The sequence below is a fragment of the Dechloromonas sp. ZS-1 genome (assembly GCF_039649255.1).
In the GTDB taxonomy this organism is placed as follows: domain Bacteria; phylum Pseudomonadota; class Gammaproteobacteria; order Burkholderiales; family Rhodocyclaceae; genus Azonexus.
In genome coordinates, this window is the sequence record NZ_JBDIYD010000001.1 from 116,593 (window position 1) to 132,222 (window position 15,630).

At 63.7% G+C, this 15,630-nt stretch carries 17 protein-coding genes; 6 read left to right on the plus strand and 11 right to left on the minus strand.

Annotated features, from left to right (window positions below; genetic code table 11):
• The first annotated feature begins 210 nt into the window (after nucleotides 1-210).
• Nucleotides 211-477: a hypothetical protein gene (locus AACO21_RS00580; protein WP_346190531.1), complete on the plus strand. Its 267-nt coding sequence runs from the start codon at nucleotides 211-213 to the stop codon at nucleotides 475-477.
• A gap of 10 nt (nucleotides 478-487) precedes the next feature.
• On the opposite strand, the gene AACO21_RS00585 is transcribed toward AACO21_RS00580, so the two are convergent.
• The 3 genes from AACO21_RS00585 to queC form a co-directional block, all read right to left on the minus strand.
• Entirely contained in the window at nucleotides 488-1,612 is a 1,125-nt protein-coding gene (locus tag AACO21_RS00585; RefSeq protein ID WP_346190532.1) for an ABC transporter substrate-binding protein, read from the minus strand.
• A gap of 134 nt (nucleotides 1,613-1,746) precedes the next feature.
• A complete protein-coding gene (locus AACO21_RS00590; RefSeq protein ID WP_346190533.1) occupies nucleotides 1,747-2,850 on the minus strand; it encodes a YeeE/YedE family protein in 1,104 nt (367 codons plus the stop codon).
• A gap of 2 nt (nucleotides 2,851-2,852) precedes the next feature.
• Nucleotides 2,853-3,530: a 7-cyano-7-deazaguanine synthase QueC gene (queC, locus tag AACO21_RS00595; RefSeq protein WP_346190534.1), complete on the minus strand. Its 678-nt coding sequence runs from the start codon at nucleotides 3,528-3,530 to the stop codon at nucleotides 2,853-2,855.
• 110 nt (nucleotides 3,531-3,640) lie between these two features.
• On the opposite strand from queC, the gene AACO21_RS00600 reads away from it, so the two are divergent.
• From AACO21_RS00600 to AACO21_RS00620, 5 genes are all read left to right on the plus strand, one after another.
• On the plus strand, nucleotides 3,641-4,816 hold the full coding sequence (locus tag AACO21_RS00600) for an ABC transporter substrate-binding protein (RefSeq protein ID WP_346190535.1): 1,176 nt from the start codon (nucleotides 3,641-3,643) through the stop codon (nucleotides 4,814-4,816).
• Between the two features lie 103 nt (nucleotides 4,817-4,919).
• Nucleotides 4,920-5,846, plus strand: coding sequence for a branched-chain amino acid ABC transporter permease (locus AACO21_RS00605; RefSeq protein ID WP_346190536.1), 927 nt, complete (start codon nucleotides 4,920-4,922; stop codon nucleotides 5,844-5,846).
• Nucleotide 5,847: 1 nt separating this feature from the next.
• Complete coding sequence (locus tag AACO21_RS00610) at nucleotides 5,848-6,801, plus strand: branched-chain amino acid ABC transporter permease (protein WP_346190537.1); 954 nt, start codon at nucleotides 5,848-5,850, stop codon at nucleotides 6,799-6,801.
• On the plus strand, nucleotides 6,798-7,553 hold the full coding sequence (locus AACO21_RS00615) for an ABC transporter ATP-binding protein (protein ID WP_346190538.1): 756 nt from the start codon (nucleotides 6,798-6,800) through the stop codon (nucleotides 7,551-7,553). Before AACO21_RS00610 ends, AACO21_RS00615 begins: the two co-directional genes overlap by 4 nt.
• Nucleotides 7,550-8,260, plus strand: a complete 711-nt coding sequence (locus AACO21_RS00620; RefSeq protein ID WP_346190539.1) for an ABC transporter ATP-binding protein — start codon at nucleotides 7,550-7,552, stop codon at nucleotides 8,258-8,260. The genes AACO21_RS00615 and AACO21_RS00620 overlap by 4 nt, the downstream gene beginning before the upstream one ends.
• On the opposite strand, the gene AACO21_RS00625 is transcribed toward AACO21_RS00620, so the two are convergent.
• The 8 genes from AACO21_RS00625 to tolR all read right to left on the minus strand — a co-directional run bounded on the left by AACO21_RS00625 (nucleotide 8,207) and on the right by tolR (nucleotide 15,627).
• The gene (locus AACO21_RS00625) at nucleotides 8,207-10,447 is read right to left on the minus strand and encodes an EAL domain-containing protein (RefSeq protein ID WP_346190540.1); all 2,241 of its coding nucleotides are present in this window, start codon (nucleotides 10,445-10,447) and stop codon (nucleotides 8,207-8,209) included. The genes AACO21_RS00620 and AACO21_RS00625 overlap by 54 nt on opposite strands.
• 192 nt (nucleotides 10,448-10,639) lie before the next feature.
• The gene (locus tag AACO21_RS00630; RefSeq protein ID WP_346190541.1) at nucleotides 10,640-10,999 is read right to left on the minus strand and encodes a PilZ domain-containing protein; all 360 of its coding nucleotides are present in this window, start codon (nucleotides 10,997-10,999) and stop codon (nucleotides 10,640-10,642) included.
• 14 nt (nucleotides 11,000-11,013) lie between these two features.
• Nucleotides 11,014-11,652 carry a 7-carboxy-7-deazaguanine synthase QueE gene (queE, locus tag AACO21_RS00635; RefSeq protein ID WP_346190542.1) on the minus strand — a complete coding sequence of 213 codons (639 nt, stop codon included), beginning with the start codon at nucleotides 11,650-11,652 and terminating at the stop codon, nucleotides 11,014-11,016.
• Between the two features lie 83 nt (nucleotides 11,653-11,735).
• Nucleotides 11,736-12,491, minus strand: a complete 756-nt coding sequence (gene ybgF, locus AACO21_RS00640) for a tol-pal system protein YbgF (protein ID WP_346190543.1) — start codon at nucleotides 12,489-12,491, stop codon at nucleotides 11,736-11,738.
• A gap of 2 nt (nucleotides 12,492-12,493) precedes the next feature.
• Nucleotides 12,494-13,039, minus strand: coding sequence for a peptidoglycan-associated lipoprotein Pal (gene pal, locus AACO21_RS00645; protein ID WP_346190544.1), 546 nt, complete (start codon nucleotides 13,037-13,039; stop codon nucleotides 12,494-12,496).
• Nucleotides 13,040-13,060: 21 nt separating this feature from the next.
• Nucleotides 13,061-14,332: a Tol-Pal system beta propeller repeat protein TolB gene (tolB, locus tag AACO21_RS00650; RefSeq protein ID WP_346190545.1), complete on the minus strand. Its 1,272-nt coding sequence runs from the start codon at nucleotides 14,330-14,332 to the stop codon at nucleotides 13,061-13,063.
• 30 nt (nucleotides 14,333-14,362) lie between these two features.
• Nucleotides 14,363-15,220, minus strand: a complete 858-nt coding sequence (locus AACO21_RS00655; RefSeq protein ID WP_346190546.1) for an energy transducer TonB — start codon at nucleotides 15,218-15,220, stop codon at nucleotides 14,363-14,365.
• Nucleotides 15,217-15,627: a protein TolR gene (gene tolR / locus AACO21_RS00660; protein ID WP_346190547.1), complete on the minus strand. Its 411-nt coding sequence runs from the start codon at nucleotides 15,625-15,627 to the stop codon at nucleotides 15,217-15,219. The genes AACO21_RS00655 and tolR overlap by 4 nt, the downstream gene beginning before the upstream one ends.
• Between the last annotated feature and the right edge of the window lie 3 nt (nucleotides 15,628-15,630).

Below are 15,630 nucleotides of genomic sequence, written 5' to 3' on the forward strand. Positions count from 1 at the left end.
TCGGGGGGATCTCGTTTTGTTTTTTGTGCGCCCTTAGTGCAACGCGCGTGCCAGCATCAACAAATCCTTTAACAACAAGGCACTAAGGCAAAAAATGACAGAGAAATGAGGGAAAATCCGGGCAGCCTGCAACCACAACGGCAAGCAAAGCGATCAGCGCGTTTTCATCACAAGTAACTAGTTACTTAAACGAAGATCGGCGCATTTTTGATGAAGATCAAGATTTATCGGCGCACCGATTCGCCGTACAATGGGCGCATGAAGCGCTATCCGACCTCATTCCTGATCCTGACCGCCCTCGGCATCCTGTGTGCCATTCCCGGCCTGCTCAGCCTGGCCGATCTGGGCGGGCTGATTCACCCCGTTCTCGACGATCCCATGGCCGGGCTCGCCTTTCTGGTCTCCGCCGTCGCCCTGCTGGGCTCCGGCGCCTTTCCGCTCGTGATCGCGAAGCTGAAAGCAAACGAGGGCGCCTGAGCGCCGGGAATCAGTCGAGGAACTGACCGTTCTTGCCGACCATGCTCAGGTAGACCGTACGCGCACCTTCGTGGTCCCCGGCCTTCCAGCGCACAGTCACGCCCCCCAGATCGAAGCGCGATGATTCGAGGGTTCGGATGAATCCCTCCCGTGTCGGATGATTGCCACTCGCCTTCAGGGCCATGACCAGCGCCTTGGCCGTCAGGTAACCCTCCAGTTCGCCATAGCTCAGATCACCCGAGGCCTGAGCCTTGCTCGCCGTTTCAAGGAATTCCCGGGTAATCGGCTGGCGTTTGTCGCGCGGATTGGGCACCACCTGTGCAAACACCATTCCGTGCGCCAGATCACCGAGCTTGGCGGCCAGCTGGGTCGAACCGGAATTCACCCCCATGAAAGCCGTCTTCAACCCTGCCGCCTTGGCCTTCACGACCAGACGCTGATAGAGGCCGCTGGAGCCGTGATTGAAGAGCAGATCAGGTTTTTTCTCACGGAGCATGTTCACCATCTGATCGAGCTGGGCGTCGCTGACCTCGCCTTTGAAAGGCAAATCGAGCGCGAGCGTCATGCCCAATTCGGCGGAAATCAGGCGGACATTCTCCAGATGGGTCAGGCCGACCTCGGTATCCGCACGCAAAAAACCCACCGTCGTCATGCCAATCGTCTTGCCCCAGTTCATCAGGGCGCGGAATTCGTCACGGTGCTCGGCACGCACGGGAAAAACGTAAGGCTGGTGAGGACGACGTAACGTCGGCGACCCTGCCATGGGCCCAAAGAAGGGTACTTTTTGCGCACTGGCGACTTCGGCAACCGCCGTGGAGGGGCCGCCCTCGATCGAACCAAACAGGATGAAAGCCCCCTCTGCCAGCAACTGACGGGCATTGCTCGCCGCATTGCTTGCCTTGTTCTCATCGTCCAGCGTGCGCAGGACAAGCTTGCGGCCATGTACGCCGCCTTCGGCATTGACCTTGTCGACATAGAGCTTGACGCCCTGCAGGGCAGCCACGCCATAGGCATTTTTACCTTGCTCCAGCGCGATCGTCTGGCCGATGAGCAGCGTCTTGTCGGTCACCCCGGGTTCGGCGAACACGCCGCTTGCAAACAGGAACAGGGCCCAGGCCCATTGTCGGCACGACATGTCTTCCCCCTTGGCTGGATTCGGATAAAAGGATTATCCACGACAATCGAGCCGGACGTCATGGACTGCGATGACATTTGGAGGCCGCCGACGGGCTGTCACGCAGACGGCTCCCCATCGCGGGAGAGCGCGGCTCACCCTTCGCGCATCAAGCGCCAGTACTGGTATTTCAAGGCTGCGGCCGCGCCGGCGACGATGGCGCCAAAGGTGACGATGGAGCCCAGGGCCAGCGTCGAGACCCCGGAAATTCCCTGGCCGACCGTGCATCCCATGGCTGTCACCCCGCCAAAGCCCATCAGCGCCGCCCCCAGCAGATGGTTGGCCGTATCTTCTACGCTGGCAAAGCCTTCCCAGCGGAACGTGCCCGTTGCCAGGGCACTCGCCCAGGCCCCCAGGATGACCCCCAGCGCCGTGGCAATCCCGAAACTCATGGTGCGGGTACTGTCCGACCAGAGCATCAGCCATTCGAGCGTATAGGCCTGCGGCGCGACAAAACTGAGCGATTCCATCCGCCCGCTGTTGGTGGCGATGAAGGCCTCCTGCAGGGTGTCCGGATGTTCGGCCACATAGCCGACATGGCCGGTCACGTACCACCCCGCCACGATGACCAGCCCCACCCCGATCCCGCCGAGCAGGCTGTCCAGGGTCCAGAAATCCTTGCGCATCAGGGCAAAGACGGTCAACCCGCCGCCCAGTGCCAAAACCGGCAGCCAGAACGCCATCGCCGGGGCCAGCCCCAAGCCGGCCAGCAAGGCGGGCAGGCCCTGACCATTCGGGAAGGTGAGCGCCACCTTGTCGAGCACGCTCACACGAAACACGCCGAACACACCGCGCATGGTCATATAGGCGACCAGGCCCAGCACGATAAAAACGACCAGCGACTTGAGGTTGCCGCCACCGATCCGGATCAGGGTTTTACCGCCACACCCGGAGGCGAGCACCATGCCGATCCCGAAACAAGCGCCACCGATCAGATAGGAGAGCCAGGTAAAGCTGGCGGACCGATAGATGCTGTTGGCCAGATTGATCAGGCCCGCCGCTTCCAGACCGGCCGCGCCCAGGATGGCGACGCCGATGGCAAGCAGCCACATGCGCATGCGCGTCCAGTCGCCCATATTCACGATGTCGCCCACGGCCCCCATGGTGCAGAAATGGGTTTTCTGGGCAATCGCCCCGAATGCGGCCCCTACCGCCAGGCCGAGCCAGAGGAGGGTGCTGTTGGCAACGATCGTATCCATGGTCAGTCCTGGTAACGGGTCGGGTCAGGCACACCGGCGGCGGCGAAGCCTTCGGCACGCAAACGACAGGAGTCGCAGACACCGCAGGCACGGCCTGCGTCATCCGCCTGATAACAGGAGACGGTCAGCCCGTAATCGACGCCCAGCGCTGCGCCGGTGCGGATGATGTCCGCCTTGGAGAGGTCGATCAGCGGCGCATGAATGCGCAGATGATGCCCTTCGACCCCCGCCTTGGTCGCCAGATTGGCCATGTTTTCAAAGGCGGCGATGTATTCGGGGCGGCAATCCGGATAGCCGGAATAGTCGACCGCATTCACGCCGACGAAGATGTCCTTGCTGCCCAAGACCTCGGCCCAGGCAAGGGCCAGCGACAGCATGATGGTGTTGCGGGCCGGCACGTAGGTAACGGGAATGCCCGGCTGGACACCGTCGGTGGGCACGGCGATCGAGGTATCGGTCAGGGCCGAGCCGCCAAACTGGGCGATGCCGAAATTGACCACCCGATGTTCGCGCGCGCCGAGCGCCTGAACCACGCGTTCGGCGGCTTTCAGCTCGGCGTTGTGGCGCTGGCCGTAATCAAAAGACAAACAGTACGCTTCAAAGCCCTGCGAGCGGGCGATGGCGAGACAGGTGGCGGAATCGAGGCCGCCGGAAAGGAGAACGATTGCAGGCTTCATCATGGGGCGCGAATATACCCGAAAATGAACGTCGACCGCGGCGGTATCTGCTTGTTCCTGCGCTACAATTTCAGGAATTCCACGCAAAACAAACACCCTCCCGGAGACATTCCATGCCGTTCCGCCCGACCCCGCTTGCTGCCGCCCTGCTTGCCCTGCCCCTGATGCTGGGCACCGCCCATGCCACCGACAAGATCAAGGTCGGTCTGGTGTCCACGCTGTCCGGCCCGGGTGCCGGTCTGGGTGTCGATATCCGTGACGGCTTCAACCTCGGCATCAAGCATCTGAACGGCAAGCTGGGCAACCTGCCGGCCGAGGTCCTCATCGCCGACGACCAGCAGAATCCGGACGTCGCCAAGCAGGTCACCGACAAGTTCCTGAAGAAGGACAAGGTCGATTTCATGACCGGCATCGTCTTCTCCAACATCATGCTCGCCGTCGGCCCGACCGTCTTCGAGAACAAGACCTTCTACATCTCGGCCAATGCCGGCCCGTCGCAGTACGCCGGCGAGCAGTGCAATCCCTTCTTCTTCAACGTCGCCTGGCAGAACGACAACCTGCACGAAGCCGTTGGCAAGGTGGTGCAGGACAAGGGCTACAAGAACGTCCTGATCGTCACCCCGAATTACCCGGGCGGCAAGGATGCCGTCTCCGGCTTCAAGCGCTTCTACAAAGGCAAGACCGAAGAGATCTACACCAAGCTCGGCCAGCTTGATTACGCGGCCGAACTGGCCCAGATCCGCGCCGCCAAGCCGGATGCCCTCTTCTTCTTCCTGCCGGGCGGCATGGGCATCAACTTCGTGAAGCAGTTCGTGGCGGCCGGCCTCTCCCGCGACACCCAGCTCTTCGCACCCGGCTTCTCGGCGGATGAGGATGTGATCAAGGCCGTGGGCGGCTCCATGCTCGGCATGTTCAACTCCTCGCACTGGGCCCACGACATGGACAATCCGGAGAACAAGCGCTTCGTCGCCGACTTCCAGAAGGAATATGGCCGCCTGCCGTCGCTCTATGCATCGCAAGGCTACGATGCCGCGCTGATGATGGATGCTGCCGTGCGTGACGTGAAGGGCAATCTCGAAGACAAGAAGGCCCTGCAGAAGGCGCTGGAAGCCAAGCGCTTCAAGTCGGTGCGCGGTGACTTCAAGTTCAACAGCAACCACTACCCGGTGCAGAACTACGTGCTGCGCGCCATCGGCAAGGATGCCCAGGGGCGGATCACCAACAAGACCATGGGCACCATCTTCACGAATCACGCCGACGCCTACGTCGCGCAGTGCAAGATGAAGTAATCGGGTATCAACCCACCTTGGCAGCAGATGCTGCCAAGGTACCCGTCCCCTGACACGCCAGCCCCGGCCTTGCGCCCTGCGCGCATCCCATCCCGCTGTTTACATGACCCAACTGATGCTCGAACAGGCCCTGAACGGCCTGCAATTCGGTTTGATGCTCTTCCTCCTTGCCGCCGGGCTGACGCTCGTTTTCGGCATTATGGATTGCATCAACCTGGCCCATGGCTCGCTCTACATGGTCGGCGCCTACCTCGTCGCAGCGGCCACCCAGGCGGCCGACTCGTTCTGGATCGGCCTCGGTGCCGGCGTGCTCGGCACGGCCGTACTCGGGCTGCTGCTTGAAACCACGCTGTTCCGCCGGCTCTACACGCGCGACCATCTGTCGCAGGTGCTCGCCACCTTCGCCCTGATCCTGATCGCCAACGAGGGCGTACGCACGATCTGGGGCCCGGCGCCCTTGATGCTGAATCCGCCGGAGGCCCTGGCCGGGCCGGTCGAACTGCCGCTGGGGGACGACGTCTTTTTCTATCCGGCCTATCGCCTGCTCATCATCGCCGTCGGACTGAGCGTCGCCGGCCTGCTCTACCTGCTCGTCGCCAAGAGCCGGGTCGGCATGTGGGTGCGGGCAGGCGCGGCCAATCGGGAGATGACCGAGGCCCTCGGCATCAATGTGCGAGCCCTGTTCACCGCGGTCTTCGTATTCGGCGCCGCACTCTGCGCCCTGGCCGGCGGTTTGCTCGGGCCGCTGCTCGCGGTACAGGTCGGCATGGGCGAAAGCGTGCTCATCCTGGCCTTCGTGGTCATCATCATCGGCGGCATTGGCTCGATTCGCGGTGCGCTGGTCGGTGCGCTGATCGTCGGTGCGGTCGACACCCTCGGCCGCGCTTTGCTGCCCACGCTGCTGCGCGCCGTCTTGCCGACCGATGCTGCCGCCACGCTCGGCCCCGCCCTGGCCTCGATCCTGATCTACCTGCTGATGGCGGCCATCCTTTTCTTCAAGCCGCAGGGCTTGTTCCCGGCGAGGGCGTGAGATGGCCTTCTATCAAGCCCCCCGCTGGCAAAAGCCGGTTGCCCTGATCGGCCTGGTCGCACTCTGCCTGTTACCCGGCCTGCTTCAGGCCCTCGATCAGAGCTTCTACATCGGCTTTGCAACACGCGTCCTGATCTTTGCCCTGGCCGCCTCCAGCCTGAACCTCGTGCTCGGTTTCGGCGGCATGGTCTCGCTCGGCCACGCTGCCTTTCTCGGTGCCGGGGCCTACACGGCCGCCCTCTGCCAGCAAGCCGGCATCAACGAAGCGCTCATTGCCCTGCCGCTGGCCATGGCCGCAGCCGGCCTGTTCGCTGCGCTGGTCGGCCTGATCAGCCTGCGTACGCGCGGGGTCTACTTCATCATGATCACGCTCGCCTTCGCCCAGATGGCCTACTACCTCTTTGTTTCGGCGCGCAGTTGGGGCGGTGACGACGGCCTGCCCCTGCAGGGCCGGATGACCTTGGCCGGCCATGCGCTGGCCGATGACCAGACCCTGTATTTTGCCGCCCTGGGCGCGTTGACCGTCGCCATGCTGCTTTTTGCCCGCCTCGCCCAGGCCCGTTTCGGACGCACCGTGCAAGCCATCCGCGAGAACGAGACGCGCATGGCCGCCCTCGGCTATCCGGTTTTCCGCTATCGCCTGGTGACGTTTGCACTGGGCGGCGCCGTTGCCGGACTGGCCGGAGCACTGCTCGCCAACCTGACCGGCCTGGCCAGCCCGAACCTGCTGCAATGGACGCAGTCCGGCACCTTGCTCGTGATGGTGATCATCGGCGGCGTCGGCAGTCTCTTTGGCGGCGTGGCCGGGGCGGCCGTGTTGCTGGGCCTCGAGGAAGTCCTGGTCGGCGTCACCGAACACTGGCATCTGCTCCTGGGCGGCCTGTTGCTCGCCATCGTGCTGTTTGCCCCGAAAGGCATTGCCGCCCTGTTTGCCCGTCGCGGAGCCGCCTCATGATCCGCCCGATCCTCGAAGTCCGCCAGCTCTCCCGGCGCTTTGCCGCGGTCGACGCGCTCAAAGCCGTCGATTTCAGCCTTGAAGCCGGGGAAGTGCATGCCCTGATCGGCCCCAATGGCGCCGGCAAGACGACCTTCATCCACCACCTTTCCGGCGCGCTCTTCCCGGACAGCGGCAGCATCCACTTCGCCGGCGAGGACGTCACCCGGCAACCCATGCATGCGCGCGTTCAGCGCGGCATGGCCCGTTCCTACCAGATCACCAACGTGTTCCCGGCCCTCTCGGCGCTCGACAATGTGGTGCTTGCCGTCCAGGGGCGACCCGACGCCGGCAGCAGCTTCCGTTTCTGGCGCCCGGTGACGCAGGAAAAAGCCTTGTTCGAGACGGCAGCCGGCTACCTGGCGCAGGTCGGGCTGGCCGCCAAGATCCACACCCTGGCGGCGGCGCTCTCGCACGGCGAACAACGTGCGCTGGAACTGGCCATGGCGCTGGCCACCCAACCCAAGGTCCTGTTGCTCGACGAGCCGATGGCCGGCACCGGCCCCGAGGAATCGGCCCGCATGGTCGAGCTGATCGAACATCTGGCCCGGCATGTCACGCTGCTCCTTGTCGAGCACGACATGGATGCGGTGTTCCGTCTGGCCGACCGCATCTCGGTGCTGGTCAATGGCGAACTGATCTGCACCGGCACACCGGACACCGTGCGCGCCGACCCGGCCGTGCGGCGCGCCTATCTGGGAGACCACCTGTGAGCGCCCTGCTTGAAATCGAAGGCCTGGCCGTCGCCTACGGACCGAGCCAGGTGCTGTTCGGCATCGACCTGCAGATGGCCGAAGGCGAAGCCGCCACCCTGCTCGGCCGCAACGGCATGGGCAAGACCACGACCCTGCGCGCCCTGTGCGGGCTGGAGCCGGTCAAGGCGGGCAGCATCCGTTTTGCCGGCGAACGCATCGATGGCTGGCGCCCGGACCGCATCGGCCGCGCCGGCATCGCGCTGGTGCCGGAAGGCCGCCAGTGTTTTCCGAATCTGACGGTCGACGAGCATCTGGTGGCCTTTTTCGCCAACCGGCGCAAGCTGGCCGGCCCCTGGACTCCGGCCCGCGTCTACGACCTGTTCCCCCGCCTGGCCGAACGCCGCAAAAACCTCGGCAATCAGCTCTCGGGCGGCGAGCAGCAGATGCTCGCCATCGGCCGCGCGCTGGTCACCAACCCGCGCCTGCTCATTCTCGACGAAGCCACCGAAGGGCTGGCGCCGCTCATCCGCGACGAAATCTGGGCCTGCCTGGCCCGCTTGCGCAGCGCCGGCCAGAGCGTGCTGGTCGTCGATAAATACGTGGAAAAACTGATCGCGCTGGCCGACCGGCACACCATTCTGGAACGGGGCCAGGTGGTCTGGCGGGGCAGCTCAGCCGAACTGGATGCCGATCACGGGATCTGGCACCGCTACCTCGGCCTCTGAGGCCTCGGAGGCCGAGGCGGCATCGGCAGCAAGCCGGGCCTCGAATTCGGCGGCCGGTAACGGTCGACCGAAGAGATAGCCCTGAAACTGGCGGCAGCCATGCTCGACCAGGAAACGATGTTGCGGCTCGTTCTCGACGCCTTCGGCCACCACCTGCAAGCGCAGCGCATCGCCCATGGCCAGGATGGCCCGCACGATGGCCGCGTCATCCGGATCCTCCGCCAGCTCGCGGATGAAGGAACGATCGACCTTCAACTGCTCGAAGGGAAAGCGCTTGAGATAGGCGAGCGAGGCATAGCCCGTCCCGAAGTCATCGAGTGAAAAACGCACCCCGAGCTCGCACAGGGCACGCATTTTTCCAACCACGTCATCGACCTGTTCAAGGAGCAGGCTTTCGGTCAGTTCCAGCTTGAGCCGGGCCGGATTAACCTGGTGCCGCGCCAGCGCCCCCCGGATCCGCTCGACGAAATCAGCCTGCCGGAACTGCCGGGCGCTCACATTCACCGCCAGACACAAGGCCTGCGTGGCGGCGTGCTGCTGCCAGCGCCCCAGCAGGACGCAGGCTTCTTCGATGACCCAATGCCCGATCGGCACGATCAGCCCGGTTTCCTCCGCCAACGGGATGAAATCGCCCGGCGACACCAGTTCGCCGTCGCGCTTTTGCCAGCGCAGCAGGCATTCCGCACCGAGCAAGCCGCCCGCCGCATCGAACTGCGCCTGCAGCATCAGGCGGAACTCGCCGGCCAGCAGGGCCTGACGCAAGCCGCTTTCGAGTCGGGCACGCTGGTCGAGGACGGTCTGCATCGCCCCATCGAAGAAGCGGTAGGTATTGCGCCCGTCATCCTTCGCGCCGTACAGCGCGATGTCGGCCTGCTTGACGATGGCTTCAAGCGAGCGCGCCTGCCCCTGAAAGAGGGAAATCCCGATGCTCGCCGAGCAGAAATGCTCGACACCGCCCGGCAGGGCATAGGGCCGCGCCAGTTCCTGCACCAACTTGTTCGCCACCCCCTCCGCCCGGGCCGCCGCCTGCGCGGCATCCAGCCCGAGATCGTCGAGCAGGACGGAAAACTCATCGCCCCCCTGGCGTGCCGCCGTGTCACTCTCGCGAATGCTGCGCCGGAGCCGCCGTGCCACCTCGATGAGCAGGCAATCCCCGATGTCGTGTCCCAGCGTGTCGTTCAGCGTCTTGAAGTTATCCAGATCGATGATCAGCAAGGCCGCGTACTGATGATGGCGCGCAGCGGCGGCCATCGACTGACCGAGCCGGTCGAACATCAGGCGCCGGTTGGGCAGGCCGGTCAGCGGATCGTAGAAGGCCAGCGAATGGATCTCGGATTCAGCCACCTTGAGTTCCGAAATATCGGTGAAGGTGCTCACGTAGTGGGTCAGCCGTCCCTGGGCATCCTGAATGGCGCTGATTGTCAGCCACTCCGGATAAATTTCGCCGGAACGCCGCCGATTCCAGATTTCACCCTCCCAATGACCGTTGACCGCCAGGCTCTCCCACATCGCCACATAGAAACTGGCGTCCTGCCGACCGGACTTCAGGAGGCGCGGGGTTTGCCCGATGGCATCCTCGGCGCGATAGCCGGTCAGTCGCATGAAGGCATCATTGACGCGCAGGATGCGCTGGTCAGCGTCGGTGACCATGATTGCGGCCTGGGAGGCAAACGCCGTTGCGGCGATGCGCAGTTCCTGTTCATGGGCGTGTCGCTCGCGCAGATCGGCCGCCAGGCCGAGATAGCCGATCAATGCCCCTTGGGCATTCGTCAACGCCGTGATGGTCAGGCGCACCGGCAGACGGGCGCCATCCGCACACACATACGTCCAGTCGTGTTCGATGCGTGGCTGCGTCTCCAGTCCGGCGACCAGGGCCTGGAAATCCGCCGCCATGCTCACGCCGCGCGCACGGCTGAGCACCGCCGCATGGGCCGCGATTTCTTCCTGAACATGAAATTGGAGCGGTGTCAGATGGCCGACCACGTCCTGCCAGCGATAGCCGAGCAAGTGCTGGGCAGTCCGATTGAAATAGAGAATCAGGCCTTGGCGGTCGGTGGCAATGATGGCGTGACCGGCATGATCCAGCATGGCCTGATGCAGGACCGATGGTTCAAGCTCGACCCAGCCACCTGCGATACAGGGCGCTTCACTTACCACCTTGCCCTCCTGTACGTCAGGATGGAGCATTGTTGCCCGGCGTTTCGGCCTGCACCGCCGCCAGTCGCTACCGACATGTTGCCTCTCCTGCCCGGAAACCGATCCCTATCGGTGAATCCGGGCCCAATCAGCCCTTAAACGGACGCCTGATTATGACGAAAAGGAAAGAACAATGGCAAGTGATTTACTGCTCATCCCGGGCAGGGCGGGGGTTGGCGACGATCAACGGCCGGTGAACTGACTCAGTTCACGCTCGAGCAAGGTTTCATCGCCGAGATTCACGGCCAGCAAATGGCGCAAATGGGTCACGCTGTCGAGATCGATATCGCGGCAGGCCAAACCCAGGGTCATGCCCTGGTGATGCACGACCGTCACGCCCATGCGGATCAGGGTTTCGCCGGCATCCAGCGCCAGCGACAAGGTGCCATGCGAGCCGACCTGAATGAAGCCGTCGGCCGACAAACGGACGAGCGCCCCTTTCAGGGAAAGATCAACGATGTCGACGGTATGTTCGCCGTCGGCAAGAATCAGGCGGGCTTCGGACTGGAAGGGAACACGGGAATACTGACGGCGATTCTGCATGACGGCCTCCTCCGTTATTTTCCGATCATGTTACCCCAAAGGAGCTTGTGCAACTGCATCTGGAAACGCACATCGAGACCGTCTTCGAGCATCCATTCGGCCAGTTGGGTGGGCGCCAGCGCGCCCTGGGCCGGCGAGAAGAGGACCGGGCAACGGGACGGCAGATCGTGGCTACGCACCTGCTCGCGCGCCCATTCGTAGTCCTCGCGGCTGGCGAGGACGATTTTGAGTTCGTCGCGACGGGTCAGACAGGCCAGGTTCTCCCAGCGGTTCTTGTCGACCTCGCCGGAACCCGGCGCCTTCAGGTCCATGATGCGCGAGACGCGCGGGTCGACACCGCTAATATCGAGCGCCCCGGAGGTTTCCAGCGAGACGTCGTAACCGGCGTCGCACAAGGCGGTCAGCAAAGGCAGGCAGTCTTTCTGGGAGAGCGGCTCGCCACCGGTGACGCAAACCTGCCTGGCCGGATGACGGCGAACTTCAGCAAGCACCGAGTCGATGGTCGCCGCTTCACCGCCGGTAAAGCTGTAGGTGGTATCACACCAAGTGCAGCGCAACGGGCAGCCCGTCAGGCGGACAAAAACAGTCGGCAGGCCGACGCGGGAAGCTTCGCCCTGCAGCGAATAGAAGATTTCGGTAATTCGGAGCGCCACGGCAATGACCTTGGGAGCGGGCCATCGGCCCGTTTTGGGTGTGCCCGGCCGGTCGACCGGCGGGCAGCACCGCGATGACAGACTTACTTCTTGAGACGTTGTTTGGCTGCGTCGGCAGCCGGGGTGTTCGGGTACTTGGCGAGCACCGTTTCCAGCGAGCGCTTGGCCGCAGCCGCGTTCCCCATTTCCTGCTGGCAGGTGGCAATCGCCATCCAGGCATCCGGTGCCTTCGGGCTGTCCGCATACTTGGTGGTGACCACGGTTTGGGCCTCGATGGCCTTCTTGCAGTCACGCTGGGCGTACCACGCATTGCCGAGCCAGTATTGGGCATTCGGGGCAAGTTGACCGCCGGGATACTTCTGCATGAACGCGCTGAAGGCGACAGCAGCTTCCTTGTACTTGGCAGCCTTGAAGAAATTCAGGGCCGCTTCGTAATCCGGACCTTCACGCGCCGGGTCAGCAGCCGGCGTGGCGGCCTGCTGGGCAGCCGGGGCACCCTCGGCGGGCGCACCCGCACCGCCCGCAGCGGCGGGCGCCTCGAACTTGCGCAGGCGGGTGTCGAGATCCAGATAGAAATCCTGGGCCCGCTTGTCACCGACTTCCTGCTTGTGGATCAGGGTTTCCAGGAGGCCGCGCAGGTTGGCGACCTCCTCGGCCAGACGCTGATTCTGGTTGGCCAAATCGAGAATCGACTTGGCCTGCTGATCGGCGCGGGCATCGGACTTCGCTTTCAAATCGGCGATCTGGCGACGCGCCTCCTCGTCATCGAAGAGGCCGGCGTGAGCCGGCGTCGCAGCCCAGGCCGCCGCCATCAGGCAAACCAGCGTCAGGCGGCGCATGATCAGAACTCGCCGCGGCCGTCAGCGGCACGGTAGAGGATGTCGGCGCGGCGGTTTTCCGCCCAGGCGGCATCATCGTGACCCGGGTTCTTCGGCTTTTCTTCGCCGAGGCTGACGGATTCGATCTGGTCGTCCTTGACGCCGAGCAGGGTCAGCGAACGCTTGACGGCGTCGGCACGCTTCTGGCCCAGGGAGAGGTTGTATTCACGGCTGCCGCGCTCGTCGGTGTTGCCCTGAACGAGGACCTTGAAGCCACGGTTGGCGCTCAGGTACTTGGCGTGGGCAGCGACGAGGTCCTTGTATTCGCCTTTGACTTCGTAGCTGTCGAGTTCGAAGTAGATGCTGCGCTTGGAAAGGACACTCTTCGGATCGGTCAGTTCGCGCGGCAGACCATTGGCGTCGACGCCACCGGCGACCACCGGGGCGACCCCGCTGTTGCCCCCGGCACGGGATTCAACCGGGGCGCCATTGGCGTCATCAGGCAGCGGGGTAGTGGAACAGCCGACGATGAGGGCCGACAGGAGGGCGGGAACAAGCAGTTTTTTCACAGGTAAGACTCCGGCGTGGATTTATTTGAAGAAGGGGCCCCAGGCCGGCTCGCGGACATCGCCCGCGGAGACGGTGAGGCGTTGCTTGATCCTGCCATCGCTGGAGACAGCGGATAGGATGCCGCGCCCGCCAACTTCGGTGGCGATCAGGATCATGCGGCTATTGGGGGCGAAACTCGGGGATTCGTCTTTTTGGGAATCGGTCAGGACCTGCACCTGGCGGCTCGCCAGGTCCATGATGGCCAGCTGGAAGCGGCCTTCGCGGCGGGTAATGTAGGCAATGCTCTTGCCGTCCGGCGACGGACGCGGCGACACGTTGTAGCTGCCTTCAAAGCTGACGCGGCGCGCATCACCACCATTGGCGCCAACCTGATAGATCTGCGGGCTGCCGCCCCGGTCGGAGGTGAAGAAGATCGTGCCGCCATCTGCCGAATAACGCGGCTCGGTATCGATGCCGGCCGACTGGGTGATGCGCTGCACGCCGCTGCCATCCGCATTCACGGCGTAAATCTGGGAGTTGCCGTCCTTGGACAGGACGACCGCCAGCTTGCGGCCATCCGGCGACCAGGCCGGGGCCGAGTTGGAACCCTTGAAATTGGCCACGATATGGCGTTGACCGGAGGCCAGCGAGTGCACGTAGATGACCGGCTTCTTCTTTTCGAAGGAGACGTAGGCCAGCTTGCTGCCATCCGGCGACCAGGCCGGCGAGATGATCGGCTCGGTCGAGGTCAGGGCCGTCGCGGCGCCCTGACCATCGGCATCGGCGATCTGCAGCAGGAACTGGCCGCGCGCCTTGACGACGTAGGCGATGCGCGTCGAGAAGACACCCTTTTCGCCGGTCAGCTTTTCGTAGATGTAATCGGCAATGCGATGCCCGGCGGCGCGCAGTTGCTCATTGCTCGTCACATAGGCGGCACCGCCCAAGGACACGGCTTTCTGCGCATCGTACAAGCGGAAACGGGCTTCCAGACGGCCATCCAGGCTACGCGAGACGCTGCCGCCCACGAAGGCATCTGCCCCCTTGGCCTTCCAGTCGGCCAGATTGACCGCCGTATTCTCGTCGACCGCCGTATTGCCATGGTCGATCAACTTGAACAGGCCGCTGCGCTCCAGGTCGGAACGCACGGTACCGGTGATGATGCGGGCCGCCACGCTGTCGCCGGGAAAATCGGCAATGGCGACCGGGATGCGGTTGGCACCGGCCCCAGTGATTTCAATGGACAACTGAGCCTGGGCGAGGGCGGCGGTCGACAGCGCCAGGGCCAGGAAAATGCGACGGGTGATCGAAGACATAGGCTTTGAATTCAAAAGGTTCGCGCGATTTTACTCTTCAAACGGACGATATTTGATTTCCAGTACGCGCTGGAACATCGAAGGATCGTCCGGCTTGGGCAGCGGCGAGGATTTGAGGATGGCGCGTTCAATGGCGGTATCGAGACCGGTGTTGCCGCTGGAGCGCTTCAGGCGCACGCCGAGCACTTCGCCGGTCGGCAACTGGGTGACTTCAAACACGGCTTCCGGGTTGCCCTGGATGCCGGGCGGCAGGACGATGTTGCCGCGAATCTTGCCGCGAATCTTGCCGACATAACTTTCCAGGCCGCGCTTGTTCGCCCCCGCCCGCTGCTCGGACTCCGCCGCCGCCGCATTGGTCATGCGCTGCGTGTCGGCTGCCGTACGGGCGTTCTTCAGCTGGCTGGTCTCATTGGCCAGTTCCTTGCTGAAATCGAACTTGGGCGGCTCCGGCTTCTTCGGTTCCGGCTTGGGTTCGGGCTTTTTCGGCTCAGGCTTGGGTTCGGGCTTTTTCGGCTCAGGTTTGGGTTCCGGCTTGGGCTCGGGTTTCTTGGGTTCGGGCTTGGGCGGCTCCGGCTTTTTCTTCTCTTCCTTGATCGCGATGTCCGGCTTTTTCGGGGCCGGTGGCTCGATCCTGGGTTCAGGTTTCGGTTGCGGCTTGGGCTCGGGCTTCGGTTCAGGCAGCGGTTCCGGCTTGGGCGGCGGAGGCGGCGGTGCCACATTGGTCGCCGGCGTGTTTTGCGGCGCCCAGAGTTCGACCTCGACGACCTCGGTCTGGCTACGCTTCCATTGCACCCCAAGGAACAGGAAGGCGATCAGGCCGAGGTGCACCAGCGCCGCCAGCACCATGGCCTTTCTCTTTCCGGGTTCTTCGGGGCGTTCAAGGATCATTTGCTGCTCTTCTGGACCACCAGGCCGACCTTTTTCACTTCGGCACGCTGCAACTCATCCATCACGGTGAGCACGGCGTCGTATTTGACGTTCTTGTCGCCGGCGATCAGGACGGGCTGTTCAGGGTTACGTTCCTGCGCGGCCCGGATCATGGCCGGCAGTTCCTTGCGGTCAACGCGGATTTCCTTGCCATTTCCGGCGCGGTCGGTGAGGGTCAGGCTTTCGTCTGCCTTGATCGCCACTTCGAGCGGGGCCGTCGGCGCCTGGTTGGCCTTGCCGACCGTCGGCACATCGACGGACGACGTCGTCATCATCGGCGCCGCGACCATGAAGATCACGAGCAGCACGAGCATGACGTCGATGTAGGGAACGACGTTGATTTCGTTCTTGAGCTTGCGCTGGCGCATGGC

What these genes read in the sequence shown, in the direction of transcription:
- AACO21_RS00580 (WP_346190531.1), top strand. Translation starts at nt 211, where the DNA reads ATGAAGATCAAGATTTATCGGCGCACCGATTCGCCGTACAATGGGCGC.
- AACO21_RS00585 (WP_346190532.1), bottom strand. Translation starts at nt 1,612, where the DNA reads ATGTCGTGCCGACAATGGGCCTGGGCCCTGTTCCTGTTTGCAAGCGGC.
- AACO21_RS00590 (WP_346190533.1), bottom strand. Translation starts at nt 2,850, where the DNA reads ATGGATACGATCGTTGCCAACAGCACCCTCCTCTGGCTCGGCCTGGCG.
- queC (WP_346190534.1), bottom strand. Translation starts at nt 3,530, where the DNA reads ATGATGAAGCCTGCAATCGTTCTCCTTTCCGGCGGCCTCGATTCCGCC.
- AACO21_RS00600 (WP_346190535.1), top strand. Translation starts at nt 3,641, where the DNA reads ATGCCGTTCCGCCCGACCCCGCTTGCTGCCGCCCTGCTTGCCCTGCCC.
- AACO21_RS00605 (WP_346190536.1), top strand. Translation starts at nt 4,920, where the DNA reads ATGACCCAACTGATGCTCGAACAGGCCCTGAACGGCCTGCAATTCGGT.
- AACO21_RS00610 (WP_346190537.1), top strand. Translation starts at nt 5,848, where the DNA reads ATGGCCTTCTATCAAGCCCCCCGCTGGCAAAAGCCGGTTGCCCTGATC.
- AACO21_RS00615 (WP_346190538.1), top strand. Translation starts at nt 6,798, where the DNA reads ATGATCCGCCCGATCCTCGAAGTCCGCCAGCTCTCCCGGCGCTTTGCC.
- AACO21_RS00625 (WP_346190540.1), bottom strand. Translation starts at nt 10,447, where the DNA reads ATGCTCCATCCTGACGTACAGGAGGGCAAGGTGGTAAGTGAAGCGCCC.
- AACO21_RS00630 (WP_346190541.1), bottom strand. Translation starts at nt 10,999, where the DNA reads ATGCAGAATCGCCGTCAGTATTCCCGTGTTCCCTTCCAGTCCGAAGCC.
- ybgF (WP_346190543.1), bottom strand. Translation starts at nt 12,491, where the DNA reads ATGCGCCGCCTGACGCTGGTTTGCCTGATGGCGGCGGCCTGGGCTGCG.
- tolB (WP_346190545.1), bottom strand. Translation starts at nt 14,332, where the DNA reads ATGTCTTCGATCACCCGTCGCATTTTCCTGGCCCTGGCGCTGTCGACC.
- AACO21_RS00655 (WP_346190546.1), bottom strand. Translation starts at nt 15,220, where the DNA reads ATGATCCTTGAACGCCCCGAAGAACCCGGAAAGAGAAAGGCCATGGTG.
- tolR (WP_346190547.1), bottom strand. Translation starts at nt 15,627, where the DNA reads ATGCGCCAGCGCAAGCTCAAGAACGAAATCAACGTCGTTCCCTACATC.